We start from the raw sequence: 25322 nt of genomic DNA, 5'->3' as shown, positions 1-25322 counted from the left end.
CCCTAGCTCTTGGGGAACATCCCCGCGGCAAAGGCGATGCGCAGGGCTTCGGAAAGGCTGCGCACCTCCAGCTTCTCCATCAGGTTCGCGCGATAGATCTCGACGGTGCGCGGGCTGATGTCGAGCTCATAGGCGATGATCTTGTTCGAACGTCCCTCGATCAGTCCCTTGAGCACGTCCTTCTCGCGCGGGGAGAGCTTGCCGATCTTCGATTCCGCGGCATTGACCCGGGTCGCCGCCTCGCTGCCCTCCTCCAGCCGGGAGAAGGCGAGGTCGATCGCCGTCATCAGGAACTCGGCCTCATAGGGCTTCTCGATGAAATCGAGCGCGCCGGCCTTCATCGCCTGCACCGCCAGGCCGACATTGCCCTGGCCGGTCAGGATGATCGCCACGAAGCGCGGATCGCTGGTCACCGCGTTGAGCACGTCGAGCCCGGTCGAGCCCGGCATGTGGAAATCGAGCAGCAGCACGCCCGGATCGAGATCCGGCAGCGATTCCAGGAAAATGTCGCCCGAACGAAAGGCCCGGATCACCAGATCGGAGCGAAGCGAAAGGAGACTGTGCAAAGAGGCCCGGACGGCATCGTCGTCGTCCACGATATAGACCGTTTTTGTCATCTACTCTCCACCCTGTTCCGTCGTGGGTAGCGTGAAGCGGAAAACCGCGCCCCCTTCGGGTCGGTTTTCGGCGCTCAGAACCCCACCATGGGCTTCAATGATACGCTTGCTGATGGAAAGTCCAATACCCATTCCTGCGCCTTCTTTCTTCGTTGTCGTAAAACGGGAAAAGAGTTGGTCGAGCATTGGTTCCGGTATGCCCGGCCCACTATCAGCGATCTCTATTGCAATCATATCTTTGGTAGACTTGCGTGACCTCACGGTAATGCGGCGATCGTTGGCGCCTTGTTGGCGAAGAACATCTATGGAATTGCGCAAAAGATTAACAACAACTTGCTGCACTTGCACGCGGTCCGCGAAGACGCAGGGTATTTCGGGGTCCAGATCGTAAGTCAGCCTGATGTTGAACTGGCTGGTTCCGATGAGGACCAGATCGGCTGCGTCACGAATTGTCGGCGCCAGCGGGGTGAAGCGCAGATCCACTTCGCCGCGCATGGTAAAGCTGCGCAGCCGGCGGATGATCTCTCCGGCCCGCAGCGTCTGTTCATTGGCCATGCGCAGCAATTCGCCGACCCGCTCGAATTCCTCACCCTTGTCGAGCAGCATCCGCGCCGCGGCGAGGAAGTTGGAGGTCGCGGCGAGCGGCTGGTTGAGCTCGTGCGCCATGTCGGCGGCGAGCTCGCTCATCGCCGACTGGCGGCCGACATGGGCAAGCTCGGCATTGAGCTCGCTCAGCCGCTCCTCGGCGGCGAACTGCTCGCTGAGGCTGCGGGCGAAGAGCGTGTAGAGCAAATGCCCGTCGATCTGGGCGACGCCGCCCCGGACCTCCATCGGGAAATGCTCGCCGGTGCGGGTCAGGCCGGCGGCGGCGATCGTCTGGCCCGGTTCCAGCGGCTTGCCGGCCTTGAGGAAGGCGCTCAGCCGGGTCTCCGATTCCGCTTCCTCGTCGCGGGGATAGGGCGTGAGCATCGCGAAATTATGGCCCAGCACCTCATGGGCGCGATAATCCCACAGGGCTTCGGCGGCGGTGCTGAACACGCGGATCGTGCCTTCCTCGTCCACCGCCAGCATCGCCTCGGGCACGGTCTCGATGATCGAGCGCAGCTGCGCCTCGCGGCGGCGCAGCGCCGCCTCGCGCTCCTCGCGCTCGGTGATGTCGAGCATGGCGCCGATGGTGCGGACCAGATTGCCCTCGGCGTCGTAAAAGGCGCGCGACGATCCCTCCACCGCGCGCACCGATCCGTTGCTCTTCTTGAAGCGGTACCGGAAGCTGAAGCGCGGCGCGCGATCGGCGACGGCCGCCTCGATCGTCTCCATCACGCGTTCGGCATCCTCGGGCTCGATCTGGTCGCGCCAGCTGTCGAAGCTGGTGACGGTGCCGGGGACCAGCCCCAGCCGCTCCTCCGCGCCGGGCGCCCAGGCGAGCCGGCCGGTGGCGACGTCCCATTCGAACACGCCCACCTCGTGCGTCGCGGTGGCGATCGCGAGCCGCTCCTCGCTTTCGCGCAGTTCGGCCACGGCGCGGGCGCGGTCGGAGATGTCGGTCATCTTGTGGATGATCACCGGATCGCGCCCGACGATCTCGACGCGGTGGACGCGCTCGAGGATCGCGATCTCGCGCCCGTCCCGCGTCGTCTCCACCAGTTCCTGCGTCTCGTCCTGCGGGCGGCGGGGCAGGGCGGTCTCGGCGCTTTCGCAGCGCGAGCGGAGCAGGAGATATTTGTTCTGCCCGCGGGCTTCCTCCTCGCTCCACCCGAACAGGCGGGCCGCGCCTTCAGACCAGTGGACGATCCGGCCGTCGGGCGAGGTGAGCGCCATGGTGGTGACGTCGATGGCCTCGCTCAGCTCGACCTGCACCGATTGCTCGCGCGCGACCCGGGTGACGGCCCAATAGGCGATCGTGCCGACGATCAGCACGTTGCCGAGCATCGCCAGCAGCTGGCCCGGCGCGGCGGTGAACACCATCCGCCGCGCGAGCACCAGTTCCAGCACCGCCGGCAGCACGGGCAGGATCAGCGCGGCGGGCAGCAGGATCTGCAGCATGCGGCGATTGTCGGGATCGCGCGCCAGGTCGCGCATCCAGCCAAAGCCGCTGTTCCAGGTGATCGCGGCCAGCGCCAGCGAGATCGAGACGATCGCGGCTGGCAGCGAAGTGGTGAGCAGCGGCAGGGCCGGCCCGGTGCCGGCGCGCGAGAACAGGATGATGATCGCCGCGGACGCGGCCAGCCCGAGCGCGACCATCGCGACCAGGCTGCGCATCTCCTTCGCCACCAGGTCCTGCACGCATTGCCCGAGCCCGGCGAGGCCGAGCACGAGGAACACCGCGGCCGGATTGATGCCCACCCGCCCCGGAAAGCTGAAGCTGAACTGGTCGAGCTGGCCGGGGAAGAGCAGCCGGTCGACGCCCAGGTCGATCTCGGTCCAGCGCTCGAACAGCGCGACGAGGGCGATGGTCAGCGGCACTGCGAGGAAGTTGATCGCCAGCCGCCGCCGGCCCAGGAACGAAGCCACGAAGCCCAGCGACAGGCCGATATAGCCGATCGCGGTCCAGGGCCAGATCGGGAAATCGTTCAGGCCGAACCCGCGCAGCGCCGGAAAATGGAGGAGCCAGCCTGCGAAAGCTGCCAGGCTGCAGGCCAGCCCGAAAAAGGCGAGCGCGAGCGCGACTCGTCGATTCACGGGCGCTGCCACCCATGATGGCTCGGTGGGGTCAATTGCGGAGCGCAACGATGCACCTTCCCCTTCCGGGAACTGTCAATAACACCAATCAAGCCCAAGAGAAAATGGGGATAGTCCAGAGTGGTTCAGTTTCTTTGCGAAGAAGGACGGCTTGCCAACTGGACAGCACCTGCGCGATCACTCGTTCCTTACGCAAGGGGGAGGATTCGCTTGATCCGGACGTTAATCATCTTTGGTGCGCTGGCGGGGCTCGCGGCCTGCGATTCCGGCGGCACCAGGGCGCGGAGCGCCGCTTCCGATCCCGCGCCGGCGGCGAGCGGTCCCGGCAAGGGCAAGGGCTATAGCCATGATCCCTTCCCCTCGACCTATCACGCCTATCCGGGCGCGCCGACATTGCTCACCAACGTCACCGTGCTCGACGGCGAGGGCGGGCGGATCGATCGCGGCCAGCTGCTGTTCCGCGACGGCAAGATCGTCGCGGTCGGCCAGAATCTCGACGCCGCCGGCGCGACGGTGATCGACGGGCAGGGCAAATATGTCACCCCGGGCGTGATCGACATCCACAGCCATCTCGGCGACTATCCCTCGCCCGGCGTCCAGGCCAATTCGGACGGCAACGAGATGACCGGCCCGGTCACCGCCGAGGTCTGGGCCGAGCACAGCGTCTGGCCGCAGGACCCCGGCTTCGGCCGCGCGCTTGCGAACGGGGGCGTCACCACGCTGCAGATCCTTCCCGGCTCGGCCAATCTGATGGGCGGCCGCTCGGTGGTGGTGAAGAACGTCTATGCCCGCACCATGCAGGGCATGAAGTTCCCCGGCGCCCCCTATGGCCTCAAGATGGCCTGTGGCGAGAACCCCAAGCGCGTCTATGGCTCGAAGGGCCGCATGCCCTCGACCCGGATGGGCAATGTCGCGGTCGATCGCCAGACTTGGGCGCGCGCGGCCGAATATAAGCGCCGCTGGGACCGCTATGAGGAGAAGGGCGGCGAAGCGCCCGCCCGCGACCTCGCCATGGACACGCTGCGCGGCGTGCTGGAGGGCGAGATCCTGGTCCAGAACCATTGCTACCGCGCCGACGAGATGGCCGTCGTCATGGATATGGCCAAGGAGTTCGGCTATCACGTCTCGGCGTTCCACCACGCCGTGGAAGCCTATAAGATCGCCGACCTGCTCAAGGCGAACAGCACCTGCGCCGCCGTCTGGGCCGATTGGTACGGCTTCAAGATGGAAGCCTATGACGCGGTGCCCGAGAACCTCGCCATCCTCGACAAGGAAGGCGCCTGCGCGATGATCCATTCGGACGACGCCAACGGCATCCAGCGGCTCAACCAGGAAGTCGCCAAGGCGCGTGCCTCGGGCATCAAGGCGGGGATGAACATCAGCGAGGAACATGCCTGGACCTGGCTGGCGATCAACCCGGCCAAGGCGCTGGGCATCGCCGACAAGACCGGCAGCCTCAAGCCCGGCAAGATGGCGGACGTGGTGCTGTGGAACGGCAATCCGTTCAGCGTCTACACCCGGCCCGAGATGGTCTGGGTCGATGGCGCGCTGCTCTACGACGCCAAGGATCCGAAGCGCCGGCCGGTTTCCGATTTCGAGCTCGGTCAGCCGGGCGAGGGGGATGTGAAGTGATGACCAGGAAGCTCCTTCTCGCCGCCGCGGCGCTCGCTCCGATCGCCGTCCTCGCGGCTCCCGCCGCGGCCCAGACCGTGGCGATCACCAACGCCAGGCTGGTCGTCGGCGACGGCGGCCAGCCCGTCGAGGGCGGCACCGTCGTGATCCGCGACGGCCGGGTCGTCGCCGCCGGCCCCGGCGTCGCCGTGCCCGCCGGCATCCGCGTGATCGATGCGGGCGGCAAATGGGTCTCGCCCGGCATCTTCGCCGGCTTCACGCGCCTGGGCATCGTCGAGGTCGATGGCGTCGACCAGACGAACGATACCGGTCCGGGCAATGTCGGCTTCCACGCCGCGATCGACGTGGCGCCGGCGGTGAATCCCAAGTCGAGCCCGATCGCGATCAACCGGGCCGAGGGCATCACGCGCGCGGTGGTCGCTCCCGACAATTCCGGCTCGATCTTCGCGGGCCAGGGCGCGATCATCGATCTGGGCGCGGACATGGACGCGGTGAGCAAGCCGCGCGCCTTCCAGTTCATGGAATGGGGCGAAAGCGGCGCCCGTGCCGCGGGCGGCAGCCGGCCGGCCGCCTATGCCGCGCTGAAGAACGTGCTGTTCGAGGTGCGCGACTATATCCGCGCGCCGGGCAGCTTCAACGATCGCAGCAAGGATGCCTTCCTGACGCGCGCCGATGCCGAGGCGCTGGTGCCGGTCCTTCAGGGCCGCACGCCGCTCCTCGTCCATGTCGAGCGCGCGTCCGACATGCTGGTGCTGCTCCAGCTCAGGAAGGAAATCCCCGCGCTCAAGCTGGTGTTCGTCGGTGCCACCGAAGGCTGGACGGTCGCGCCGCAGATCGCGGCGGCGGGCGTGCCGGTGATCGCCACCGCGCTCAACGACCTGCCCGAGAGCTTCGAGCAGCTCGCCGCGAGCCAGTCGAACATCGGCCGGATGGCGGCGGCGGGCGTTGTGGTCGCGATCGGCACGATCAACCAGGACGAGGCGCGCCAGGCGCGCTGGGAGAAGCAATATGCCGGCAACCTGGTCGCGCTGACCAAGGTGCCCGGTGCCACCGGCCTCGATTGGGGCGCGGCCTTTGCGGCGATCAGCTCGAAGCCGGCCGAGGCGCTCGGGCTGGGGGGCGAGTTCGGCTCGCTCAAGCCCGGCCGCCGCGGCGATGTGGTGATCTGGGACGGCGACCCGCTCGAGATCGGCACCTCGGCGGTGAGCGTGTTCATCGACGGCGTCGAGCAGCCGCTCGAGAATCGCTGGACGCGCCTGCGCCAGCGCTATCTCGATCCGAAGGACGGCGCGCTGCCCAAGGCATATCAGCGCTAGGAACCTTGGTTACGGTCCCGCATTGATTGCGGGACCGTCTTTTCGGAAGGGATGCGACATGTTGAAGCGGATCATCGTGCCGGCTTTGGCCATGCTGGCGCTCGCGGGCTGCGGCGGAGGTTCCGATACGGCCAATCCCACCGCCAACGACGCGGTGACTGCCGAGCCGCTCAACGAGCTCGATGCCGGGAACGGGGCGGACGCGACCAACTACAGCGCCGCCGTGCTCGGCCAGAACGACGCCCAGCGCAATGCGACCTTCATCCGGGCGCTGCAGGACGCGCCCTTGCCCTGCGAGCATGTCGACAGCTCGACCCGCATCGCCGACCAGGACGGCGTCCCGACCTGGCGGGTCACCTGCAAGGGCGGAACCAACTATATGATCGGCATCCCGAAGGACGGCGTGGCGAAGATCATCAGCCGCACGGATCGATAGGGCGGCGGCGCGCGGCAGCCACTATCCGGGCGTGCGCGTGCCGCCTCAGCCCAGCGGGTCGGTGGTAAAGAATTCGTAGCTGTTGCCGTCGCCGTCCCAGACATAGATCCCACGCCCGCGATTGTGGCGGTTGATCCTCCGGTCCCGGGCGAACGGCCCGGACCCGAACGACAGGTCATGCGCCGCGACGCGTTCCAGAATCGCGTCGAAATCCCCATCCTCGACCATGAAGGCGAAATGGCCGAACACGAAGGTGCCCTCGTCATAGAAGTCGAGCGTCAACCGGTCGTTGACTCGTACGGCCGCGAACGGCCCCAAGGCGCGCACCGGCGCAGCGCCGATCAGATCGGCGAAGAATTGCGCGGCCCCGGCCTTGTCGGTGCAGCGGACGATGGCGTGATCGAGTTCGAAGCCCATGTCGTAATGCCTTTCGGTGCGGAGGACGGGCGATCAGTGCATCAGCCGGCCGCCGGCAATGTCGAGCGTCGCGCCGGTCAGCCAGCCGGCGCTTTCCGACGCCAGGAACAGAGTAGCGGCGGCGACGTCGGCGGGGGTGCCGAGCCGCCGCAGCGGATGGGCCGCGGCGATTTCCTGGCGTATGGCGGGCGGCATTCGCTCCTCCGTGCGATCGGTCAGCACCGCCGATGGGGAGATGCAGTTCACCCGCACGCCATCGGGCCCCAGATCCTGGGCGAGTTGCCGGGTGAGCAGGATGATGCCCGCCTTCGCGACGCCATAGCCGAGCGGCGCCGCGGACGGTGCCCGGCCGGCGGTGGAAGCCATGGTCACTGCGGCACCGCGCCCGCTCTTGCGCAAGTCGGGCGCGAAGGTCCGCAATGTCAGGAAGGTCGCGGTGACATTGTGCGTGAGGCTCGACTGCCAGTCGCTCTCGGTCACCTGCTCGATCGGCGCGGGCCGGCTCGTGCCGCCGCCCGCAAAGGCGATCAGAATGTCGATGCCGTCCTGTCGCGCGATCAGCGCGGCGCGGGCGGCCTCGAGCTGGTCGGCGCTGGTGCAATCGAGCGCGATCGCCGCATGGCCCGGCGAAATGGCGGCGAGCGAGGCCTGGACGCTATCGAGCCGCGCCTGGTCGCGCCCCACGACCGTCACTCGGGCGCCGTTGTGCGCGAACCAGCGCGCCGTCTCGGCGCCGATCCCGCCGGAGCCGCCGGTGATCAGCACGGTCTTGCCGGCGAGATCGGGAAACAGGGGAATATCGGGCATCACAGCTTCCTTCAGACGTAACGGGACACGGCCATGCAGATGATGGTGACGACGAGCAGCGCGGCGGATGCGCGATAGCCGCCGGCAACGCGCGACGACGCCTCTCCGGAGCGCAGCGCCGGGCGGACCAGCAGGAGCTGGATGAGAAAGGCGAGGATCGCGGCCGCCGCCCCCGTCGCGAGGACTTGTTCGACCAGCTGGAAACTTCCCCGATGGAGCAGATGCCAGAGCAGCAGCCCGGACAGGACCGCGGCGCTCGCCGCGCCGGTCTGCGGGCCGATCAGCCCGGTGGCGCCCTGGCCGCCATTGCGCGCGAGGACGAAGGTCGATCCCGCCCAGAAGATCGACGACAGGACATGGACAGCGATGGCGAGGATCAGCAAGACTTGCATGGGCGAAGCTCCGGACCGGGGGCGCAACTCAGATTCGATATACAGGATGTATAGTGAATATTCCCGGCAAGTCGTCAAGACCCTATGCGACCGAGAAGCGTGACGCGAAGGCGGCGGAGACCCGAGCGCGCCTCGTCGCCGCCGCGCTGGCCATCCTGGGCGAGCCTGGCGGGCACCTGTTGTCGCTGGATGCCGTGGCCCGGGCGGCGGGTGTCACCCGGCTGACGGTCTATAACCAGTTCGGCTCGCGCAACGGGCTGCTCGAGGCCGCGTTCGACGCGATTGCCGAGCGAGGGAATCTGGCCAGCCTGGCCGAGGCGATGGCGATCGCGGAGCCGCGCGCGGCGCTCGCCCGGGTCGTCCGTACCTTCTGCGATTTCTGGATGGCGCATGACGGGCTGGGCGGCATCTTCGCGGCGGCGGCCATGGATGCCGAGCTGGGCGCCGCCCTGGCCGCGCGCAACGAGCGGCGGCGTGCCTTGCTGGGCGTGCTGGTCGATCGCCAGGGCGTGGCCGGGGGGCAGGCGAAGGCGGACCTGGTCGACCTGCTGTTCACGCTTACCAGCTTTGCGACCTTTTCCAGCCTGCGCGGCGCGGAGCGTGACGGCGCGGCAGTGTGCGCGCTGCTGCTGCCGCTCTGCGACCGGATTCTCTCGGGCGCGGCCGGATAGCGCGCGACGGGCCGCGCCGGCGCGGCAGCAAAAAAGGGAGGCCCCTCGCGGGAGCCTCCCCTCTCTGTTTCACCGATCCGGGAAGGTCAGAGGCCCACCAGGCCGCCGTCATTCTTGGTGATGATCACGATCGCCGAGCGCGGGCGGACCGTGGCGCCGGCGGTGCCGGTTGCCTGGCTGTCCGGCCAATGGCTCGACGGCGTCGCCGGGGCGCCGTTCTCGCCGGGGTGCTGGATGCCGACGAACATGGTGCGGCCGTCCGGCGTCGTGTCCACGCCGGTGATCTCGCACTCGACCGGGCCGACCAGGAAGCGCTTCAGGTTCGCGCCCGGCGCCGCGCCGACGCGCGTGGCCTGGGTGGCCGTCGCGCCGCCGGTGCCGGTGTTGGTGATCGTGCGGGCGCCGCCGTCGCCCACGGTGCCCGGCTGGGCCGCCAGCATCATGCAGTTGGTGACGTCGGTATAGGCGCCGTCGTCGGTCTGGATCCACATCAGCGGCTTCACCAGGCCCGTGGCATTGGTCGCGCGGCCGAACCACAGGCCGTCCGGGCTCGAGAAGTCGTTGTCCGCAGTCAGGCCCGACAGGTTGATGTTGGTCGCGTTCAGGTCCGCGCCCGCGCCGAAGGCATAAATGTCCCAGGCGAAGGTGGTGGCTTCGGTATTGGCTTCCTTCAGGCGGATGATGTGGCCGTTGGGATTGCCGTACTGCGCCGTCTGCGCCGCGCCATAGGGATCGTTATAGTGGCGCGGATTGGCGGCGTCGGTGCCGTTGAGCGGGCGGTTGGCGGCGTTGTTGTTGGTCAGGGTCAGATAGACCTCGCCGGTCACCGGGTTCACCGCGGTCCATTCCGGGCGGTCCATCGGCGTGGCGCCGGCCACGTCCGCCGCGAGGCGGGTGTTGACCAGCACGTCGGCCTGGTCCGCGAACGGATAGACGGCGCTCGACGCGTCGATGCCGTTCTGGCCGAACACCAGCGGCAGCCAGGTGCCGGTGCCGTCCGCGTTGAACTTGGCGACATAGAGCGTGCCGGCATCGAGATACTTGTCGCCGATCGCCAGGCGATCGGTCGCGCTCGCGTCCGCGGCCGACCAGGCGGTGTTCGAGACGAACTTGTAGAGATATTCGCGGCGGGCGTCGTCGCCCATGTACCAGGCGGGCTTGCGGCCGGCGACGAACGCGCCCGGCCAGCAGCCCTCATGGCCCATGCGGCCCAGCGCGGTGCGCTTGCGGGGCGCGGCCGACGGATTGTACGGATCGATCTCGACCACCCAGCCGAACTGGTTCGGCTCGTTGCGATAGTCGGTGAGCGCATCCGCGGCGGTCGCCCGGGCGTCCCAGCGGCGGAAGCTGGTGTTCGTCGTGTCGGCGGCGGTCACCGTCGACCAGCCATAGCTGCCCGAGGTGCTCGTCACGCCATAGCGGGTGAGCGAAGTCACTTCCTTGGCGGTGCGGGCGGCATTGTCGCCCGAACGGCGGAAATAGCCGGCCCAATTCTCCTCGCAGGTCAGCAGCGTCGCCCAGGGCGTGTAGCCGTTGGCGCAGTTGTTGATCGTGCCGCGGCCCGCCACGCCGGTCGGCGAATAGGGGGTCTTGAGCAGGTTCGAGCCCTTGACCGGCCCGTTGAACACCATGGGGGTGTTCGGCGTGACGCGGCGGTTGAGCGTCGAGTTGGCGGAGAACGACCAGCTGCCATTGGCGGCCTGCGCATATTCGACGACCGAGACGCCGTGGCACTCGATCTCCTTGATCGCCTCCGCCTCGGGGCGGACGCCGCCGGTCGAGGTCGGGCCGTTCGGATGGAGATATTGCTGGTTGATGTTCTCGTGGTTCTGCACGATCAGGCCGCGGGTCGAGCTGGTGTCGTCGCGGGCGGCCGAGCTGTTCAGGCCGAACCAGAACAGCGCGTCGCCATGGTCGCCGATGCGGTTCGCATAGCCGGTGTCGGTGCCGTCATTCTTATAGGCCGCGGCGCCGCCCAGAATCGGGTCGCCCAGGCGCGCGCCGATCTGCACGGTGTAGCCGGCCGGCACGGTCACGACGTCGAGCTTGTTCTTGGCGACGGCGGCGAAGCCGAGCGTGGCCGGGCTGACGGTGACCGTGGTGCGCGCGACCGTCGGCTTGCCGGCGGCGTCAGCGGCGGCGAACTGGAACACCAGCGGCGTGGCCGCGCTCACGCTCGGCGCGATGAAGTTGGCGGTGTTGGTCGAGGCGCTGTTCAGCGTCACGGTCGGGCCGCTGATCTGGCTCCAGGCAGTGGTGAGGCCGTTGCCGCCCGTCGCGGTGCCGGTGAGCGTGACGACGCGGCCCGACGTGGTCGCCGCGTCGGCGCCCGCGTTCACGGTCGGGCCCGCGCCGGTGTCCGTGACCTTGCTGTCGCAGGCCGCGAGGACCGAACCGCCCATGGTGGCCGCGACGATCGCCGCACCGCCGCGCTGAAGCGTCGCGCGCCGCGAATAGCGCTGGGCCGCGATCTCGTTCAGCGTCGGGCCGTTGTTGTGGATGTTGGTATCGACGTCGCCGTCGGTATAGCCGAAGCCCGTCTCGGTCAGATTGGTCATGGAAACCCCCAAGCATCCGAGTCACTGGCGACCCGGTTGGCCGGTCCTTGGAAGCGCGAGATGACGCCAGCATGCGATTGTGGTTTCGTGGGCGTGACTTTTATGTTGCCACTCCATGACGCTCCATGACGCTTTGCGCGAGCCCCGGCAGCGTCTAGGCAGGCACGCGATGGACGCCGCCGAGCCCGATCCCGCATTGCCGCCCCCGGCGCCGCCCGAGCCGGCGCGGAGCCTGTCGCACCGGCTTTACGCGGCGCTGGGCGCGACGCCATTGCCCGGCGGCTGGCGTGCGGCGGCGGCATTCGGCGCGCTGCTCGCCGCCGGGCCGCTGCTCACCCTGGCGGGCGCCAACATGCTCGCGCAACATGAAAGAAACGCGACAGTCCGGTTGCAGGCGCAGCTGGCGCCGCGGCTGGATGCGGAAGCCACCGCGCGCGAGGCGCGCGCCGCGCTCGCCAATGCCGCCGGCCGCGCCGCGCCGGGCCAGGTGCTCGAGCTGCTGGCCGGCGTGCTTCCCGCCGAGGCCAGGCTGGTCCGGGTCGAGCGCACCCGCGACGGCGGGCTGGAGCTCGACGCCGCCGGTTCCGATCCCGATACGCTGCGCGCCGCGATCCGCCGCGCGCCCGAGCTGGCCGGCATGCGCAACACCAGCCAGCGGCGGACCGATGCCGCGATGATCGTCTCGATGCGCGAGGATGCGCAATGACATGGCGGCTGCCCCCGATGGCGATCGGCGGCATCGCCGGCCTGGCCGTGGCGCTGCTGCTCGCGCCGGCCACCGGCACCGCGCTCGGCGAGCTGGCCGCGGCGCGCGCCGAGCATGCCCGGCTCGCCGCGCTGGCGGCGCGGCCGGCAGCGCCGCCGCCCCTGCTCGCGCCCGGGCTCGGCCTGCACCTCGCGGGCGCGGCGGCGGGGCGGGCGGCGATCCTGTCGCGGGTCCGCGCCCTTGCCCGGTCGGGCGGAGTGCTGGTGGAGGAGGCGAGCACCGCCCAGGCGCCTGCCGGGGTGGCCGCGCTGCGCATCCGCGTCTCGGGCGCGGAAAAGGCCGTGGTCGCGCTCGCCGACGCGCTGGAGCGCGGCAGGCCGCTGATGCGGATGCGCAGCTGGCGGATCGAGCCGATTCCGGAAGGCGGCGTCCGGCTGATCGGGGAAGTGGTCGCGGCATGGCAGTGAAGCTGCGCCCCGCGGGAATCCTGCTTGCCGCCGCCGGCGCGCTGGCGATCGCCATGCCCGTGCTGCTGTTGCTGCCCGGCGGGGGCGGCGCTGTGCCCAGGGCCGCGCCCGTTCCCGCGCCGATCGGGGCCGGCACGATGCCGGTGCTGGCGCGCGTCTATGAGCGGCCGCTGTTCGGCGCGTCCGAGCCCGTCGAGGCCCCCGCCGACGCCCCCCGGCTGGTCGGCATCGTCGGCCGGCTCAATATCGACGCGGTGGCGCTGGTCAAGGCGAGCGACGGCACGACCCGCACGCTTGCGATCGGGGAAAGCGTCGATGGCTGGAGCCTGGCCAGCCTGGCGATCGACGCGGCCTTCTTCACGCGCGGCGCCGAACGGGTGCGGGTGCCGCTGCCGATCGAGCCGGGCGGGAGCGAGGCGGGGACGGAGGAAACGGGGCGGTAGTGCCCGATCGCCAACCTGCGCAGCGGCGTGACCGAATGGCGGGAAGTGGGTGGAATCCAGAAGGTCCGCTATTGGCAAGATGACGCCGATTGCAGACATGTCGCTTTCATTGGTAGTTGGCTGGAGACGGGTGCATGACACATCTACGCGCATGGGCGATTGCACTCGGCCTAGCGACCCTTATGCCATTCTCGCCTCCTGCGCTTGCAGACGACGAATTGACGGTCGAACGCATACATTCGGCTTTGCCGCTTTACACCTTCGAGTGGGAACAGACGTGGCCGCGAAGCTTCTCATCCGGCGACGATTTTGGATGCACGTCCCGCGTCGCATTTGGCGACTGGCGTTTTGCGCCCGGTCCAGAAAATAGCTTTGGAAAGCAGCATTGGAAGCGGTTTACCAACTACGGCGTCTTCCACTGTGCTGCAGTCATACGAACAGCCGATGAGCAAGGCGAGCTGGCCGACGCGCGATGGGACTATGGTTTCTTTGTTCAGTTAGGAACGGCCCGCAAAGGCAGTGTCACTTGGGAGCTTTGGGCGCTCCAGAAGGGAGTCACCCCCGGAAGCGACTACACCTTGCTGGCACGCGAGCCGGGTGGTGCCACGATCGAGCGGTTTACGGTGCTACAGCAGCGTTGCCCCTCTGGAACGCGACTTGAAGCCAAGGGGCTCGACGTCTGGGACACCCGCTATTGTGCAATCAACTCGCGCGCGGAATTGCTTTCTTTAGCTCGCAAAATGCTAGCGCTTCCGTCTCTGGGCGTGATCGAGAGGGCCGTTCCATCGAGTTGATCCGGCGCGGACCCGCCAGCTTCCATCATTGCCCGAGCCGGCAAGGCATCACTGGCAGGTTTCAGAGGCTTGAATCAAGAAGGCCGATGTCCGCAACTCGGGCCTAGCCGCCGGATTGCTCGCGGCATGAACGCTTCGCCTCGCAACCTGCGGGGATGGGTGGTTTCCAGCCGGCCTGCTTTGCGGCAGGATAGGGCATCGACGATTGCCGAGGATGCCCGAAATGTCCCGAGCCCCAAACCCGAACGCGCGATTTTCCGATTTCGGTTTTGAGGTAGCAAATGTTCGAATGGATCGAGGAATATGCCAAGCACGCCACGCTTAACTTCGGCCAGGCGTTGCAGGGGATGCGATACCTGCTGACCCATCCCAGGGCGGATCGCGTCGCGGCGCGCGGCAGCCCAAGGCACGCCTGGCTTTCGCTGAGGATGCGCAGCAGGCTTGTCGCCAACGACCTGCTCTTCGCGATCCTGCCCCCGCGCTGGCATCATAGCAGGGAGGAACTGGCCGGGTTCCGTGCCATCCCCTTCGGGCGCTGGTTCCAATATGGCTATTGCGCGTGGCGCTTTACCGACACCGGGGCGCCACGCGAGGATCTCTCCGGCGTGGACCGCCGGTGGGACCCGCGCTGCGACGACGCATGAACGGCGCTGCCCCGGCGAGGAACCGGGGCAGCTTCCGCGGCGCCTTTCGACTGGCCGTGACGGGGGTGGCTGATTGAGCGCGACCCCGGGTTGGGTCATCTTCCTGCAACTGTCATCCCTGTTGTCCCCTTCCCATCATCCCCGTTGTTCCTTCCCCGTCATCCCCTTTATCTCGTCCCCGTCATCCCCGCGCAGGCGGGGATCCAGGGCCAGCGGCAAGGTGCGCGAGGCTCGCCTTGCCGGTTCCGGCAAGCATGCGCGTGATTGCTTCGATCGTCCCATACTACCCTGGATCCCCGCCTGCGCGGGGATGACGGGGGAGGGGAGATGAGTCCCCGGCCTCCGTTGGGGGAATCATCTTCTTCCTTCGTCGCCCCGGCCTTGAGCCGGGGTCCCGCTGCCTTGCTGGCGAGATAGCGGGATCCCGGCGCATGGCCGGGATGACGGCGGGAAATCAAATACCTGCCTGGAGTCTCGCCCTAGGGCCAAAACCCGATCAAGGCTTTGATTTTATTCGCCATATGGACTTGCTGCGTCATCCCCGCGCAGGCGGGGATCCAGGACCAGCGGCAAGGTGCGCGAGGCTCGCCTTGCCGGCTCCGGCAAGCATGTGCGTGATTGCTTCGATCATCCCATACTATCCTGGATCCCCGCCTGCGCGGGGATGACGGGGGAGGGAAGATGAGTCCTCGACCAGCATCGTCCGCTCTCGTCGCTCCGGCCTCGAGCCGGGATGACGGCGTTTGCGGATGGAGTCGTGGCTCTAGTCCCTCAGCCGTGCCGGATCGACGATGACGTGGCGGATCCGCTGCCGGTTCCAGGTATAGGTGATGTGCACCAGCCCGTCGGCCGACTGGATCACCGCCGGATAGGCATAGCCATCGGGCAGCGGCTCGGTTTCCAGCGTCAGTGCCGGGCGCCAGTGCACCCCGTCGCGCGATATCGCGATGTTGAGCGGATAGCGCCTGCCGGAGCCGGGCGTCTCGGGCCGCTGGGCGGCGTGGTTATAGACGATCAGCTGGCGCCCGTCCTGCAGCGTCACGGCATCGGTGCCCGAATTGGGATTGGGAAGGTCGACGGCGAACAGCTTGCCCCAGCTCCTTCCGTTGTCGGCGGACTGGGTGGCCGCCAGCACGCCCTCGCGGGTGCGGGCGATCGCCTCCAGCCGACCGTCGGGCAGGAACAGGATGCTGGGCTGGATGGCGTCGAAACGCGCGTCGGGATCGACGGGGGCGGTTGCCGACCAGCGCTTGCCCGCATCCTCGCTGCGCTCGAAATGAAGCTGCCAGCGCCCGCCGCCTTCGTCCTCGGTGCTCGACGGCGAAAGCCAGGCGCCGTCACGCAGGATGACCGGCTTGTTCTTGATCGGGCCGAGAATGCCTGCCGGCAGCCGCCTTGGCGTGCTCCAGCTGCGCCCGCCATCGGGGGAAGTGATCACCATGCCCCACCAGCGCTGCGGACTGGGGCCGACCTTGTAGTAGAGGTGCAGCGGCCCGGCCGGGTCCTGGAACAGGACGGGGTTCCAGGTCGGCAGGCGGGTGCCGTCCGGCTGGATGCCGTTGGCGACCGATTTCGGCGTCTCCCAGCCCGCCGCGCCGCGCCGCGCGAACCAGATCTCGACGTCCGGATGCCGTTCGTGCGTGCCGCCGAACCAGGCGGCGGCAAGCGTGCCGTCCCGGGCCTGCACGATCGTCGAGGCATGGCTCTGGGGATAGGGGGCCCGCTGATAGACGAACTCGCGCAGCAGCACGGCGTCCCGCCCCGGCGCGGCGGCCAGGGGCGCGCCCCATGGAACCGCCGAAATCGGGAGCGCCATGGCAAGCATCAGGATGCGGATCATCGGAGGGCCTGCCTTTGCGCGGGGGAAGAGAGAAGCTCGACGGAGGCGCCGCCCCTCAATAGATTCCGTCGATCTCCACCGTCAGCCGCGGCGTCGGCGGGGCGAGCAACAGGCTGCCGCGCTTGGAGCTGGCGAGCTCCTCCGCGCGCAGCCGGTTGTAGCGATCCTTCGAGGCCGCGACCGCATCGGCGCCGTCGCGCAGGATCGTCGGCTTGAGGAAGATGAACAGCGTGCGCTTCTGGTGCGTCTCGCGCCGGCTCTTGAACAGCTCGCCGACGATCGGGATGTCGCCCAGGATCGGCACCTGCTGGCGCGAGTCCTGGTAATCGTCCGCGGTCAGGCCGCCCAGCACGATCGTCTGGCCGTTGTCGGCGAGCACGGTGGTAGTGATCGCGCGGCGATTGGTGACGAGGTCGGACGCCGCCTGGGTCTGCGCCTCGGCGATCGACGAGGCTTCCTGGTTCACCTGGAGCCGGATCGTGTCGCCGGCATTGATCCGCGGCAGCACCCGCAGCGTGATGCCCACATCCTTGCGCTCGATCGTGGTATAGGGGTTCACGGTCGAGGAATTGGTCAGGATCGAGCCGGTGAGGAACGGCACGTTCTGGCCCGAGACGAACTCGCCGGCGACATTGTCGAGCACGGTGAGCTGCGGGGTGGAGAGCAGATTGGCCCGGGTCGAGCTGCCGAGCGCCTGGACCAGCACCGAGAAATCATTGCCGATCGCGATATTGGCGTTGAGGCCGGTGCCGATCGCCCCGGCGGCCGGCACCTTGAGCGCGGTCAGGATCTGGCCCAGGGACACGCCCGCCTTGTCGAACGAGGTCGCGACGCCCTTCACCTGGTTGATCACCGCGCCGCTGGTGCCGATCTGCACGCCCAGCGCCTCGGCGTCGTCGCCGGTGATCTCCGCGATCGCCGCCTCGATCAGCACCTGCGGGCGGCGCACGTCGAGATCGGTGATCAGCGGCTCGATCGAGGCGATCGCCGCCGGCGTGCCGCGGATCACCACCGCGTTGAGCTCCGGCGCCGGCTGCACGGTCAGCTCGGGAGTGGAGAAGCCCTTCGGCGTCGGGTGCTGGACGCTCTGCATCGTCGTGCCGCTGGTATTGGCGCTCTGCATCGCGCTGCCGATGCCGCCGCTGGTCGAGGCCGCGCTGTTGGGCAGCGCCGAGAGGTTCTGGCTGTTCTGGCTCAGCCGGGCGAACGGGTTGGAGCTGCCATTGCCCAGGCTGGTCGCGATCGGATTGTCGGGGCTGTCGCCCTGGCCGAGCACGCCGCGCAGCACGTCGGTCACCGTCTCGGCATCGGCATAGTTCAGGCGGAACATGCGGGTGATCGGCGTCGCGCCGCCCGGCTGGTCGAGCGCGATCAGCATCTTGCGGGCCTCGGCGACCGAGGTGGGCGTGCCGCGCACGATCACCGTGTTGCTGCGCCCGTCGGCGGCCACGCGCGTGCCTTCGCCCAGCACGGTCTGGAGCGACTGGGCCACGTCGGTCGCGTTGCCGTTCTTCATCGCCAGGGTGAAGAAGGTGGCGCCGCTGCCGCCGTCGAGCTGGCGGGCGATCGCCTCGACCCGGCGGACATTGTCGGCATAGTCGGTGATCACCACGGCATTGGGCGTGCTCAGCGGCTCGACGCTGCCGAAGGTGGCGACCAGCGGGCGGACCACGCGGGCGACGTCCGCCGCCGGCACGTTCTGCAGCCGCACCATCCGGGTCACCAGCTCCTGGCCCGATACGCCCCGGCTCGGGATGCCGCCGTCGCGCACCGCATTGGCCGCCGGCACGATCCGCCAGGCCCGGCCCGAGCGCACCGCCGCGAAGCCGTTGGCGCGCAGCACCGACTGGAACAATTCCCACACGCCGGCGGGCGAAAGCGGCGTCGAGGACGTGACGGTCACCACTCCCTTCACTGCCGGATCGAGGATCAGCGTGCGGCCGGTGATGCGCGAGATCTGGTCGGCGACGTCGGAAATCTCGACGCCGCGCATGTTCACCACCACATCGCCGGTGCCGGCGTCCTGCGGGGCATTCTGGGCGGCCTGCGCGAGGGCAACCGTATCCAGGGCGATTCCGGCGAGCGCGAGGGCGGCGATGGCGGAGCGAATCTTCACGGGGAGTCTTTCTAGCGGAGCGGCACGGTAAGCGTCAGCCGCTTCCCGTCGCGCAGGACCTGGATCTGGGCGGAACCGCTCGCCTGGGCAGCCGCGAAGGCGCCCTGCGCGGCAGTGGAATCGGAGAGCGCGGTGCCGTTGACCGACTGGATCACGTCGCCCGCCACCATGCCCGGCGGGCCATTGTCGCCGATGCGATAGCCGCCGGAGACGGGCGTCGCGTCGAAGCGCTGCAGGATGCCGGCCACCGTCGCCTGGGGCGGCGCGACGGCGGGAGCGGGCGGGGCGCCCGGGGTGCGGGCCGGCGGCGGCGCGCCCGGCGCGATCACCGGATTGGCGGCGGGAGCGGGCGGGCGGCCCGCGGCGGCGGCCTGGCGCTGCTCGGGCGTCAGCGTCGGATCGGGGAAGGCGAGGAACTCGTCGCGCCCGCCATTGGCGAGGATCACGCGGTCGGGCAGGATCGCCCGGATCGTCGCGCCCTCGACATTGTCGCCCACCTTATAGGTCTTGGGCGGCTGCCCGCTCACCGAGATGAACGCGGTCGAGAGCTCGGCGGGGCTCGCGGCGATCACGCCCTTCAGCTCCAGCGACAGGCTCGTCGCCTGGCCGGCCTCCGAGGCGGAAGGCTTGCCGAACGGCGCGAGCGCCACCGCCGCGGCGATGTCCGGCGCCGGGGCCGGGCCGCTGCCGCCCGAGGGCACGGTGATCGCGCCGGTGCCGGCATGGCCGGCGATCCGCCAGGTGAGCCCGGCGAGCGCCACCGCCACCGAGACGACCATCGCGCCGGTGAACAGGTTGAGCCCGATGCGCGCCTGGCGCGGCGTGAGGATGACGGTGGCCATTACAGCTTGCGTCCGTCCACGAAGCCGTCGAGCGATGCAAGCGCGCTCTTCTCGGTGCCGGCGAACACTTCGACGCGGACACGCTCGATCTCCGGATCGTCGGTCCGTCGCCGCGCGACCGCGACGCGCCATTGCTGGCCCAGCATCTCCACCTGTTCCCGGCCCGGCGCGCGCGCTTCCAGCTCGGCGAGCCGATTCTCGGCGACCCACATGGCGGTGGTGCGGCGTTCCATCGCGCGGGTGGAGTCGATGTGCGATTCGACGGTGCGCATCAGGCCCACCGTGGCGATGGCGAGCACGGCGAGCGCGACCAGCGCTTCGATCAACGAGAAACCGGCCTCGTCCTCTCGGCCCCAATCCGTCCTCCCGACGAAAGCCGGGATCTCGGGCGAAGGCGCTTGCGGCACGAGATCGCGGCTTTCGCCGGGATGACGGGATATCGCGGGCATCACAGCACCCCCGTCGGGAACGCCCGCACGGTCATCCCATCATAGACGACGATCCAGCTCTTCTGCCCGCTCTCGATCACCGCCTGCATCGGCTTGCCGGCGCCGTCCACGCCGAGCATCACCGGCGGCTTCACGTTCAACGTCATCACCATGCCGCCCGGCAGCTTGTGGAAGCCGAACGCATCGTCGGTGCGCGGCACGGCCTTGCCGTCGGCGCTCACCATCGCGAAGCCATAGCCGTTCTTCCGCACGGTGAAGGCGATCGCGCGGTCGGCGAGCATCGCGTCATCGGCGGCGGCCTGGAGCCGCGTCGCCAGCCGGCGCGCCTCGGTCTCCACGCTCGGCGCGCGCGTCACCGATCCCATGCCGAGCGCCACCGCGCCCGCCATCACGCCGATGATGACCAGCACGATCAGCATCTCGACCAGCGTCATGCCCTGCTCGGCGGGGCGCGCGGCGATGTCGGCCCCCCGCACGAAGCTCAGCCCTTGCCTTCGATATCGGCGTCCACGCCTTCGCCGCCGGGCTTGCCGTCCTTGCCGAGCGAGCGGATCGTGAAGCTGCCGCCTTCCGAGCGATATTCGTACGGCTTGCCCCAGGCATCGAGCGCGGGCGCGGAGAGATAGCCGCCCTGCGGGAAGCTGGACGGCACCGGCGGCGCCGTCGGCTTCTCGACGAGCGCCTTCAGGCCCTGCTCGGTGGTGGGATAGTCGCCATTGTCGAGCCGGTACATCTTGAGCGCACCCGAGATGGTGGCGATGTTGCTCTTGGTGGCGGTGACCTTGGCCTCGTCCGGGCGGCCCATCACGTTCGCCGCGACGAGCCCGGCGACGATCGCGATGATCACCAGCACGATCATCATTTCGATGAGCGTCAGGCCGGCCTCGCCATCGGGAACGGCGCGCTTGCGGTCGTGCACCTTAGGTGCGATGTCATGGAACTGTTTCAAAACTATGCGCATCCCCGCCCCATGCGTCCTGCCCATGAAGCAAATGTGACAATGAGCCCAAACACCAGGGGTGCGTCCGACCCATCAGAGCCGCCCGCCGCGGGCGTGTGGACGCTGGCGAGTGACCGCCTGATCATAGCCGCGCGGGATTGGCCCGCAACCATTCTCGTCTCCACCGGGCAGGTGCGGCTGCTGGCGGTCGACCTGCCGCTGCCCAGCCATGCCAAGCGCGTCGCGGCGCTGCCCTTCGCGATCGAGGATCGAATCGCCGAGCCGGTCGATTCGGTGCATCTCGCGCTCGGCGAGCAGATCGCGCCCGGCCGCTATCTGGTCGGCGTGGTCCGGCATGACGTGATGGCGCGCTGGGTCGCCCAGGCCGAGGAGGCCGGCATCGGCCACGCGGCGATGGCCCCGGACGTGCTGACCCTTCCGCGCCCGGCCGAGGGCTGGGCGGTATCGCAGGACGGCGGCCGCGCCGCGGTGCGCGATGCGGAGGGTACTGGCTTCGAAGTCCCCGCCGCCTTGCTCCGCCCCGCCTGGGAAGCCGCCGGGCGCCCGGGCGTGACCAGCTATGGCGAGCGCCTGCCCGACGACATGCAGAAGGGAGCGGCGACGCTCGATCCCGCCGCGTTCGGGCCTGCCGCCGGCACCGCGGTCGCTGCGCTGAACCTGCGCCAGGGGGCCTATGCGGTGCGCAAGGCCGCGGGCTCCGGCCTGTGGCGCAAGTTCGTCTGGGTCGCGGCGATCGGCGCCGCCGCGCATGCCGTGATCGCGCTGGGCGACGTGCTCATGCTGCGCAACATCGCCGATAGCCGCGAAGCGGAAGCGCGCGCCACTGCCGCGCTCGCCGCGCCCGGGGTGACGCTGGGTGACGATCTCGCCAATTCGGTCACCGCCATGCTGCCCGCGGGCAGCGGCGCGCGCGTGCCGCAGCCGTTCGTGCCGCTGGTCACACGCGTTTCGGGCGCGCTGGCGCCGCTCGCCGGCTCGTTCGCGGTGCGCGCGATGACCTTCGAGGGCAGGCTGCTCACGCTAGACCTCGATGCCTCGCCCGATGCGGAGCTGGCATCGCGGATCGAGACGACGCTCAAGGGGGCCGGGGTGGGGGCGCGGGTCGTGCGCTCGCCCGAAGGCGCGATCCGCATTACGGCGAGTGCCGCATGAGACTGATTCTCGCCCGCATGCCGGCGCTCGACGCCGCGCTGATCCGCTTCGACGGCTGGTGGAGCGGCCGCAGCCGCCGTGAGCAGCTCATGCTCGGCGGCCTGGCCCTGTTCCTCGCCGCGCTGGTGCTGGTCTATGGCGTCATCAAGCCGCTCCAGGCCGCCCGCGCCTCCGCGCTGCAGGACATCCGCACCTATGAGACGCTCACCGCGCGCATTCGCGCCGCGGGCACGCTTTCGCCGGCCCAGCCCCAGCGTCGCCAGGGCTCGCCGGCCGATGTGATCAACGGCTCCGTGGGGAGCTTCGGCCTCGCCGTCACCGTCGCGCCGACTCCGGACGGCGCGCGCGCGACGATCGCCGACGGCAGCTATGACTCGGTCATGGCCTGGCTCGCCGATCTCTCCGCGACCAGCACCCTGCGGATCCGGCGAGTCGACCTTCAGCGCCGCCCGGAGCCGGGCCGGGTCAGCGCAACCGTGGATTTCGGCGGATGAACGAGATGCTGATCCTCACCGACGACCCCTCCGTGACGCTGCCCTATGGCTTCGCGCGCCGGAACGGCGTGCTGCTGCGCGTCGGCGATGCGGGGGTGGTGGAGTGCGTCCACAAGGCCGGCGCCGCGCTCGACGGCTTGCTCGAGGTCCAGCGCCTCGCGCCCGCCGCCCGGTTCGTCTCGGTGCCCGACGACCAGTTCGACGCTGCCCTGGGCGCCGCCTATTCGGGCGCCGGCGCGGCCGCAGACATCGATCTCGGCGACATGGACCTGGCCGCGCTCGCCGACAGCGCCGCGAGCGTGGACGACCTGCTCGACACGCGTGACGACGCCCCCGTCATCCGCCTGATCAACGCGCTGCTGCTCGAGGCGGTGCGCGAAGGTGCGTCGGACGTGCATATCGAGACGCAGGAGAAGCGCCTGGTCGTCCGCTTCCGGATCGACGGCGTGCTGCGCGACATGATCGAGCCGCCTCGCGCGCTCGCGCCGTTGCTGGTCAGCCGCATCAAGGTGATGGCCAGGCTCGACATCGCCGAGCGCCGCATTCCCCAGGACGGGCGCGTGACGCTCCGGATCGGCGGCCACGACGTCGATGCCCGCGTCTCGACCATCCCGACCCAGCATGGCGAGCGCGTGGTGATGCGCCTGCTGGAAAAGGGCTCGCTCCGTCTCGACATGGAAGTGCTCGGCATGAGCGAGCGCGACCGCGGCGTATTCACCCGCCTGCTCGAGCGTCCGCACGGCATGCTGCTCGTCACCGGCCCCACCGGCTCGGGCAAGACGACGACGCTCTATGCCGCGCTCAACCGCCTGAACGATCGCAAGCGCAACATCATGACGGTCGAGGATCCGATCGAATATGAGCTGGCGGGCATCGGCCAGACCCAGGTCAATCCGCGCACCGACATGACGTTCGCCCGGGGCCTGCGCGCGATCCTGCGCCAGGATCCGGACGTGATCATGGTCGGCGAGATTCGCGACCAGGAGACCGCCCAGGTCGCCGTGCGCTCGTCGATGACCGGGCATTTCGTGCTCTCGACGCTCCATACCAACAGCGCGGTCGGCTCGGTGACCCGCCTGATCGACATGGGAGTGGAGCGCTATCTGCTCGCCCCGATGGTCGTGGGCCTGTGCGCCCAGCGCCTGGTGCGCAAGCTTTGCCCGAGCTGCGCCCGGCAGGACGAGGCGAGCGAGGCGGATTCGCTGCTGCTCGGCGGCGCGATCAGGCCCGGCAAGAAGATCTGGCGCGCGGTCGGCTGCGCGGAGTGCCATGGCGAGGGCTATCGGGGGCGGGCGGGCCTCTACGAAGTCGTCGCGGTCGACGAGAAGTTCCAGAAGCTGATCCATGACGGCGCTTCGGAGGCCGAGCTCGAGGCGCACGCCCGCAAGGACAATCCGAGCCTGCTCGACGACGGGCTGGCGAAGGTGAAGGCCGGGGTGACGACGGTGGAAGAGGTCGCCCGGGTGGTGAGGGACGAAGGGTGAGCCATTCTTCCAAGATCCTCCCCGGAACGGGGAGGGGGACCGCGACGCGGAGCGTCGTGGTGGAGGGGGGGCGCCACGAGGGAGCCGCTTGCGGTGCGCCCCCTCCACCATGCTGCGCATGGTCCCCCTCCCCGTTCCGGGGAAGAATATAAGATGCCCGCCTATTCCTATCGCGCCGCCGACAAGGCCGGCGCCTCGAAGAAGGGCATCATCGAGGCGTCCAGCCCCGCCGCCGCGCGGGCCATGCTGCGCGAGCAGGCGCTGTTGCCGCTTTCCGTCGAGGTGGCGACCGCGAAGGGGGCCAGCTTCGGCTCCATCCAGCTGCCGCGTTTCCGCCGTGTCGGCCTGTCCTCCAAGGCGCTCGCCACCGTCACGCGCCAGATCGCCACGCTGGTCGGCTCGGACATTGCGATCGAGGAAGCGCTACGCCTGGTCGCCACCCAGTCCGAGCACGCCCCGACCAGTTCGCTCCTGCTCGACGTGCGTGCCGCGATCCTCGACGGGCGCAGCTTCGCCGCAGCGCTGGCGCAGCATCCCGGCGCCTTTCCCGAATTCTACCGCGCCTCGGTGGCGGCGGGCGAGGCTTCGGGCAAGTTGCCCGACGTGCTCAACCACCTCGCCGAATTCGTCGAGAACCGCCAGGCCAATGGCCAGAAGCTCCAGCTCGCCCTGATGTATCCCGCGCTGCTGGCACTGGTGTCGATCGGCATGATGGCGCTGCTGCTCGTCTATATCGTGCCGGACATCGTGAAGGTGTTCGTCTCGCGCGGGGCCGACCTGCCGTTCCTCACCAAGGCGCTGATCGCGGTGAGCTGGTCCCTCCAGAATTTCGGGCTGTACCTGCTGCTCGGAATTGCCCTGGCGGGGCTGCTCTTCCTGCGCTGGGCCCGTGTGCCCGCCAACCGGCTGCGCGTCGATCGCTTCTTCTCCGAGAAGCGCCCGTTCCGGCGCTTCAGCCGCCAGCTCAGCGCCGCCCGCTTCGCCGGCAGCCTCGCCACGCTGGTCGGCAGCGCCGTCCCGCTGGTCGACGCGCTGCATGCCGCGGCGGCGGTCACCCCCAATCGCTGGGTGCGCGAAAAGGCGCTCGGCGTCGCGGCGCGGGTCCGCGAAGGCATCAGCCTGCGCGCCGCGATGAGCGAGGCGGGAGTCTTCCCCTCGATGCTCGTCGCGATCGTCGCCTCCGGGGAAAGCTCGGGCCGGCTGGCGCCGGCGCTCGACCGTGCCTCGCACGAGCTGCAGCGCGAGCTGGACGCGATCGTCGGCACCTTGGTCGCGCTGGTCGAGCCGCTGGTGCTGCTGGTGATGGGCGGGCTGGTGCTGATGATGGTGCTGGCGATCCTGCTGCCGATCATCAACCTGAACAATCTGGTGGGGCTCTGACCAAATCCGTCATCCCGGTTTTCGC

General features: G+C 69.1%; 25 protein-coding genes. 13 read left to right on the top strand and 12 right to left on the bottom strand.

Annotated elements, in window-relative coordinates; all coding sequences use genetic code 11:
- Positions 1 to 2: 2 nt before the first annotated feature.
- A complete protein-coding gene (locus OMP43_RS05505) occupies positions 3 to 617 on the bottom strand; it encodes a response regulator (protein ID WP_167300842.1) in 615 nt (204 codons plus the stop codon).
- Complete coding sequence (locus OMP43_RS05500; protein WP_280278728.1) at positions 618 to 3296, bottom strand: PAS domain S-box protein; 2679 nt, start codon at positions 3294 to 3296, stop codon at positions 618 to 620.
- A gap of 210 nt (positions 3297 to 3506) precedes the next feature.
- Here OMP43_RS05500 and OMP43_RS05495 point away from each other — a divergent pair, with 210 nt between their 5' ends.
- From OMP43_RS05495 to OMP43_RS05485, 3 genes are read left to right on the top strand one after another with little or no spacing between them, the layout of a single operon-like run.
- Positions 3507 to 4928 carry an amidohydrolase gene (locus OMP43_RS05495; protein ID WP_280278727.1) on the top strand — a complete coding sequence of 474 codons (1422 nt, stop codon included), beginning with the start codon at positions 3507 to 3509 and terminating at the stop codon, positions 4926 to 4928.
- Positions 4928 to 6244 carry an amidohydrolase family protein gene (locus OMP43_RS05490; protein WP_280278726.1) on the top strand — a complete coding sequence of 439 codons (1317 nt, stop codon included), beginning with the start codon at positions 4928 to 4930 and terminating at the stop codon, positions 6242 to 6244. Before OMP43_RS05495 ends, OMP43_RS05490 begins: the two co-directional genes overlap by 1 nt.
- A gap of 58 nt (positions 6245 to 6302) precedes the next feature.
- The gene (locus OMP43_RS05485; protein ID WP_280278725.1) at positions 6303 to 6680 is read left to right on the top strand and encodes a hypothetical protein; all 378 of its coding nucleotides are present in this window, start codon (positions 6303 to 6305) and stop codon (positions 6678 to 6680) included.
- A gap of 45 nt (positions 6681 to 6725) precedes the next feature.
- Here the strand turns inward: OMP43_RS05485 and OMP43_RS05480 are convergent, their stop codons facing one another.
- From OMP43_RS05480 to OMP43_RS05470, 3 genes are read right to left on the bottom strand one after another with little or no spacing between them, the layout of a single operon-like run.
- A complete protein-coding gene (locus OMP43_RS05480) occupies positions 6726 to 7097 on the bottom strand; it encodes a hypothetical protein (protein WP_280278724.1) in 372 nt (123 codons plus the stop codon).
- Positions 7098 to 7130: 33 nt separating this feature from the next.
- Positions 7131 to 7904, bottom strand: coding sequence for an SDR family NAD(P)-dependent oxidoreductase (locus OMP43_RS05475; RefSeq protein ID WP_280278723.1), 774 nt, complete (start codon positions 7902 to 7904; stop codon positions 7131 to 7133).
- Positions 7905 to 7915: 11 nt separating this feature from the next.
- Positions 7916 to 8296, bottom strand: coding sequence for a hypothetical protein (locus tag OMP43_RS05470; RefSeq protein WP_280278722.1), 381 nt, complete (start codon positions 8294 to 8296; stop codon positions 7916 to 7918).
- Positions 8297 to 8349: 53 nt separating this feature from the next.
- Here OMP43_RS05470 and OMP43_RS05465 point away from each other — a divergent pair, with 53 nt between their 5' ends.
- Positions 8350 to 8967 (top strand): TetR/AcrR family transcriptional regulator, encoded by a 618-nt coding sequence (locus OMP43_RS05465; RefSeq protein WP_280278721.1) that lies wholly within the window; start codon positions 8350 to 8352, stop codon positions 8965 to 8967.
- Positions 8968 to 9053: 86 nt separating this feature from the next.
- On the opposite strand, the gene OMP43_RS05460 is transcribed toward OMP43_RS05465, so the two are convergent.
- Complete coding sequence (locus OMP43_RS05460) at positions 9054 to 11525, bottom strand: PhoX family phosphatase (protein WP_280278720.1); 2472 nt, start codon at positions 11523 to 11525, stop codon at positions 9054 to 9056.
- A gap of 169 nt (positions 11526 to 11694) precedes the next feature.
- On the opposite strand from OMP43_RS05460, the gene OMP43_RS05455 reads away from it, so the two are divergent.
- The 5 genes from OMP43_RS05455 to OMP43_RS05435 all read left to right on the top strand — a co-directional run bounded on the left by OMP43_RS05455 (position 11695) and on the right by OMP43_RS05435 (position 14579).
- The gene (locus OMP43_RS05455) at positions 11695 to 12231 is read left to right on the top strand and encodes a hypothetical protein (protein ID WP_280278719.1); all 537 of its coding nucleotides are present in this window, start codon (positions 11695 to 11697) and stop codon (positions 12229 to 12231) included.
- On the top strand, positions 12228 to 12698 hold the full coding sequence (locus tag OMP43_RS05450; protein WP_280278718.1) for a hypothetical protein: 471 nt from the start codon (positions 12228 to 12230) through the stop codon (positions 12696 to 12698). The genes OMP43_RS05455 and OMP43_RS05450 overlap by 4 nt, the downstream gene beginning before the upstream one ends.
- Complete coding sequence (locus OMP43_RS05445) at positions 12689 to 13141, top strand: hypothetical protein (RefSeq protein ID WP_280278717.1); 453 nt, start codon at positions 12689 to 12691, stop codon at positions 13139 to 13141. Before OMP43_RS05450 ends, OMP43_RS05445 begins: the two co-directional genes overlap by 10 nt.
- A 134-nt stretch (positions 13142 to 13275) precedes the next feature.
- Positions 13276 to 13935: a hypothetical protein gene (locus OMP43_RS05440; protein WP_280278716.1), complete on the top strand. Its 660-nt coding sequence runs from the start codon at positions 13276 to 13278 to the stop codon at positions 13933 to 13935.
- A 281-nt stretch (positions 13936 to 14216) separates the two neighbouring features.
- Positions 14217 to 14579, top strand: a complete 363-nt coding sequence (locus OMP43_RS05435; RefSeq protein WP_280278715.1) for a hypothetical protein — start codon at positions 14217 to 14219, stop codon at positions 14577 to 14579.
- A gap of 763 nt (positions 14580 to 15342) precedes the next feature.
- Here OMP43_RS05435 and OMP43_RS05430 read toward each other — a convergent pair.
- Genes OMP43_RS05430 through gspG form a run of 6 tightly spaced genes read right to left on the bottom strand, consistent with a single transcriptional unit; the run spans position 15343 to position 20787 of the window.
- Positions 15343 to 16419 (bottom strand): exo-alpha-sialidase, encoded by a 1077-nt coding sequence (locus OMP43_RS05430; RefSeq protein WP_280278714.1) that lies wholly within the window; start codon positions 16417 to 16419, stop codon positions 15343 to 15345.
- 55 nt (positions 16420 to 16474) lie between these two features.
- Positions 16475 to 18535, bottom strand: a complete 2061-nt coding sequence (gspD, locus tag OMP43_RS05425) for a type II secretion system secretin GspD (RefSeq protein WP_280278713.1) — start codon at positions 18533 to 18535, stop codon at positions 16475 to 16477.
- Positions 18536 to 18546: 11 nt separating this feature from the next.
- Positions 18547 to 19377 (bottom strand): type II secretion system protein N, encoded by an 831-nt coding sequence (locus tag OMP43_RS05420; RefSeq protein ID WP_280278712.1) that lies wholly within the window; start codon positions 19375 to 19377, stop codon positions 18547 to 18549.
- A complete protein-coding gene (gspI, locus tag OMP43_RS05415; RefSeq protein ID WP_280278711.1) occupies positions 19377 to 19826 on the bottom strand; it encodes a type II secretion system minor pseudopilin GspI in 450 nt (149 codons plus the stop codon). Before gspI ends, OMP43_RS05420 begins: the two co-directional genes overlap by 1 nt.
- Entirely contained in the window at positions 19826 to 20302 is a 477-nt protein-coding gene (locus tag OMP43_RS05410) for a prepilin-type N-terminal cleavage/methylation domain-containing protein (RefSeq protein ID WP_280278710.1), read from the bottom strand. Before OMP43_RS05410 ends, gspI begins: the two co-directional genes overlap by 1 nt.
- A 5-nt stretch (positions 20303 to 20307) precedes the next feature.
- Entirely contained in the window at positions 20308 to 20787 is a 480-nt protein-coding gene (gspG, locus tag OMP43_RS05405; protein ID WP_280278709.1) for a type II secretion system major pseudopilin GspG, read from the bottom strand.
- A gap of 39 nt (positions 20788 to 20826) precedes the next feature.
- On the opposite strand from gspG, the gene gspL reads away from it, so the two are divergent.
- The 4 genes from gspL to OMP43_RS05385 all read left to right on the top strand — a co-directional run bounded on the left by gspL (position 20827) and on the right by OMP43_RS05385 (position 25297).
- A complete protein-coding gene (gspL, locus tag OMP43_RS05400; protein WP_280278708.1) occupies positions 20827 to 21939 on the top strand; it encodes a type II secretion system protein GspL in 1113 nt (370 codons plus the stop codon).
- The gene (gene gspM, locus OMP43_RS05395) at positions 21936 to 22433 is read left to right on the top strand and encodes a type II secretion system protein GspM (protein ID WP_280278707.1); all 498 of its coding nucleotides are present in this window, start codon (positions 21936 to 21938) and stop codon (positions 22431 to 22433) included. The genes gspL and gspM overlap by 4 nt, the downstream gene beginning before the upstream one ends.
- Complete coding sequence (gspE, locus tag OMP43_RS05390; RefSeq protein WP_280278706.1) at positions 22430 to 23917, top strand: type II secretion system ATPase GspE; 1488 nt, start codon at positions 22430 to 22432, stop codon at positions 23915 to 23917. The genes gspM and gspE overlap by 4 nt, the downstream gene beginning before the upstream one ends.
- A gap of 153 nt (positions 23918 to 24070) precedes the next feature.
- Positions 24071 to 25297, top strand: a complete 1227-nt coding sequence (locus OMP43_RS05385) for a type II secretion system F family protein (RefSeq protein ID WP_280278705.1) — start codon at positions 24071 to 24073, stop codon at positions 25295 to 25297.
- Positions 25298 to 25322 lie beyond the last annotated feature (25 nt).

It is taken from the genome of Sphingomonas sp. CBMAI 2297 (assembly GCF_029870595.1).
Taxonomy (GTDB): Bacteria; Pseudomonadota; Alphaproteobacteria; order Sphingomonadales; family Sphingomonadaceae; genus Sphingomonas.
This window is presented reverse-complemented; position numbering and strand designations above follow the sequence as displayed.

Excerpts from the sequence above, each read along its gene's own strand:
- gspL (WP_280278708.1), top strand. The coding sequence starts at position 20,827 with ATGAGCCCAAACACCAGGGGTGCGTCCGACCCATCAGAGCCGCCCGCC.
- gspM (WP_280278707.1), top strand. The coding sequence starts at position 21,936 with ATGAGACTGATTCTCGCCCGCATGCCGGCGCTCGACGCCGCGCTGATC.
- OMP43_RS05470 (WP_280278722.1), bottom strand. The coding sequence starts at position 8,296 with ATGCAAGTCTTGCTGATCCTCGCCATCGCTGTCCATGTCCTGTCGTCG.
- OMP43_RS05460 (WP_280278720.1), bottom strand. The coding sequence starts at position 11,525 with ATGACCAATCTGACCGAGACGGGCTTCGGCTATACCGACGGCGACGTC.
- gspG (WP_280278709.1), bottom strand. The coding sequence starts at position 20,787 with ATGCGCATAGTTTTGAAACAGTTCCATGACATCGCACCTAAGGTGCAC.
- OMP43_RS05475 (WP_280278723.1), bottom strand. The coding sequence starts at position 7,904 with ATGCCCGATATTCCCCTGTTTCCCGATCTCGCCGGCAAGACCGTGCTG.
- OMP43_RS05480 (WP_280278724.1), bottom strand. The coding sequence starts at position 7,097 with ATGGGCTTCGAACTCGATCACGCCATCGTCCGCTGCACCGACAAGGCC.
- OMP43_RS05445 (WP_280278717.1), top strand. The coding sequence starts at position 12,689 with ATGGCAGTGAAGCTGCGCCCCGCGGGAATCCTGCTTGCCGCCGCCGGC.
- gspE (WP_280278706.1), top strand. The coding sequence starts at position 22,430 with ATGAACGAGATGCTGATCCTCACCGACGACCCCTCCGTGACGCTGCCC.
- gspI (WP_280278711.1), bottom strand. The coding sequence starts at position 19,826 with ATGCCCGCGATATCCCGTCATCCCGGCGAAAGCCGCGATCTCGTGCCG.
- OMP43_RS05485 (WP_280278725.1), top strand. The coding sequence starts at position 6,303 with ATGTTGAAGCGGATCATCGTGCCGGCTTTGGCCATGCTGGCGCTCGCG.
- OMP43_RS05455 (WP_280278719.1), top strand. The coding sequence starts at position 11,695 with ATGGACGCCGCCGAGCCCGATCCCGCATTGCCGCCCCCGGCGCCGCCC.
- OMP43_RS05490 (WP_280278726.1), top strand. The coding sequence starts at position 4,928 with ATGACCAGGAAGCTCCTTCTCGCCGCCGCGGCGCTCGCTCCGATCGCC.
- OMP43_RS05450 (WP_280278718.1), top strand. The coding sequence starts at position 12,228 with ATGACATGGCGGCTGCCCCCGATGGCGATCGGCGGCATCGCCGGCCTG.
- OMP43_RS05435 (WP_280278715.1), top strand. The coding sequence starts at position 14,217 with ATGTTCGAATGGATCGAGGAATATGCCAAGCACGCCACGCTTAACTTC.
- OMP43_RS05385 (WP_280278705.1), top strand. The coding sequence starts at position 24,071 with ATGCCCGCCTATTCCTATCGCGCCGCCGACAAGGCCGGCGCCTCGAAG.
- OMP43_RS05440 (WP_280278716.1), top strand. The coding sequence starts at position 13,276 with ATGACACATCTACGCGCATGGGCGATTGCACTCGGCCTAGCGACCCTT.
- OMP43_RS05505 (WP_167300842.1), bottom strand. The coding sequence starts at position 617 with ATGACAAAAACGGTCTATATCGTGGACGACGACGATGCCGTCCGGGCC.
- OMP43_RS05430 (WP_280278714.1), bottom strand. The coding sequence starts at position 16,419 with ATGATCCGCATCCTGATGCTTGCCATGGCGCTCCCGATTTCGGCGGTT.
- OMP43_RS05420 (WP_280278712.1), bottom strand. The coding sequence starts at position 19,377 with ATGGCCACCGTCATCCTCACGCCGCGCCAGGCGCGCATCGGGCTCAAC.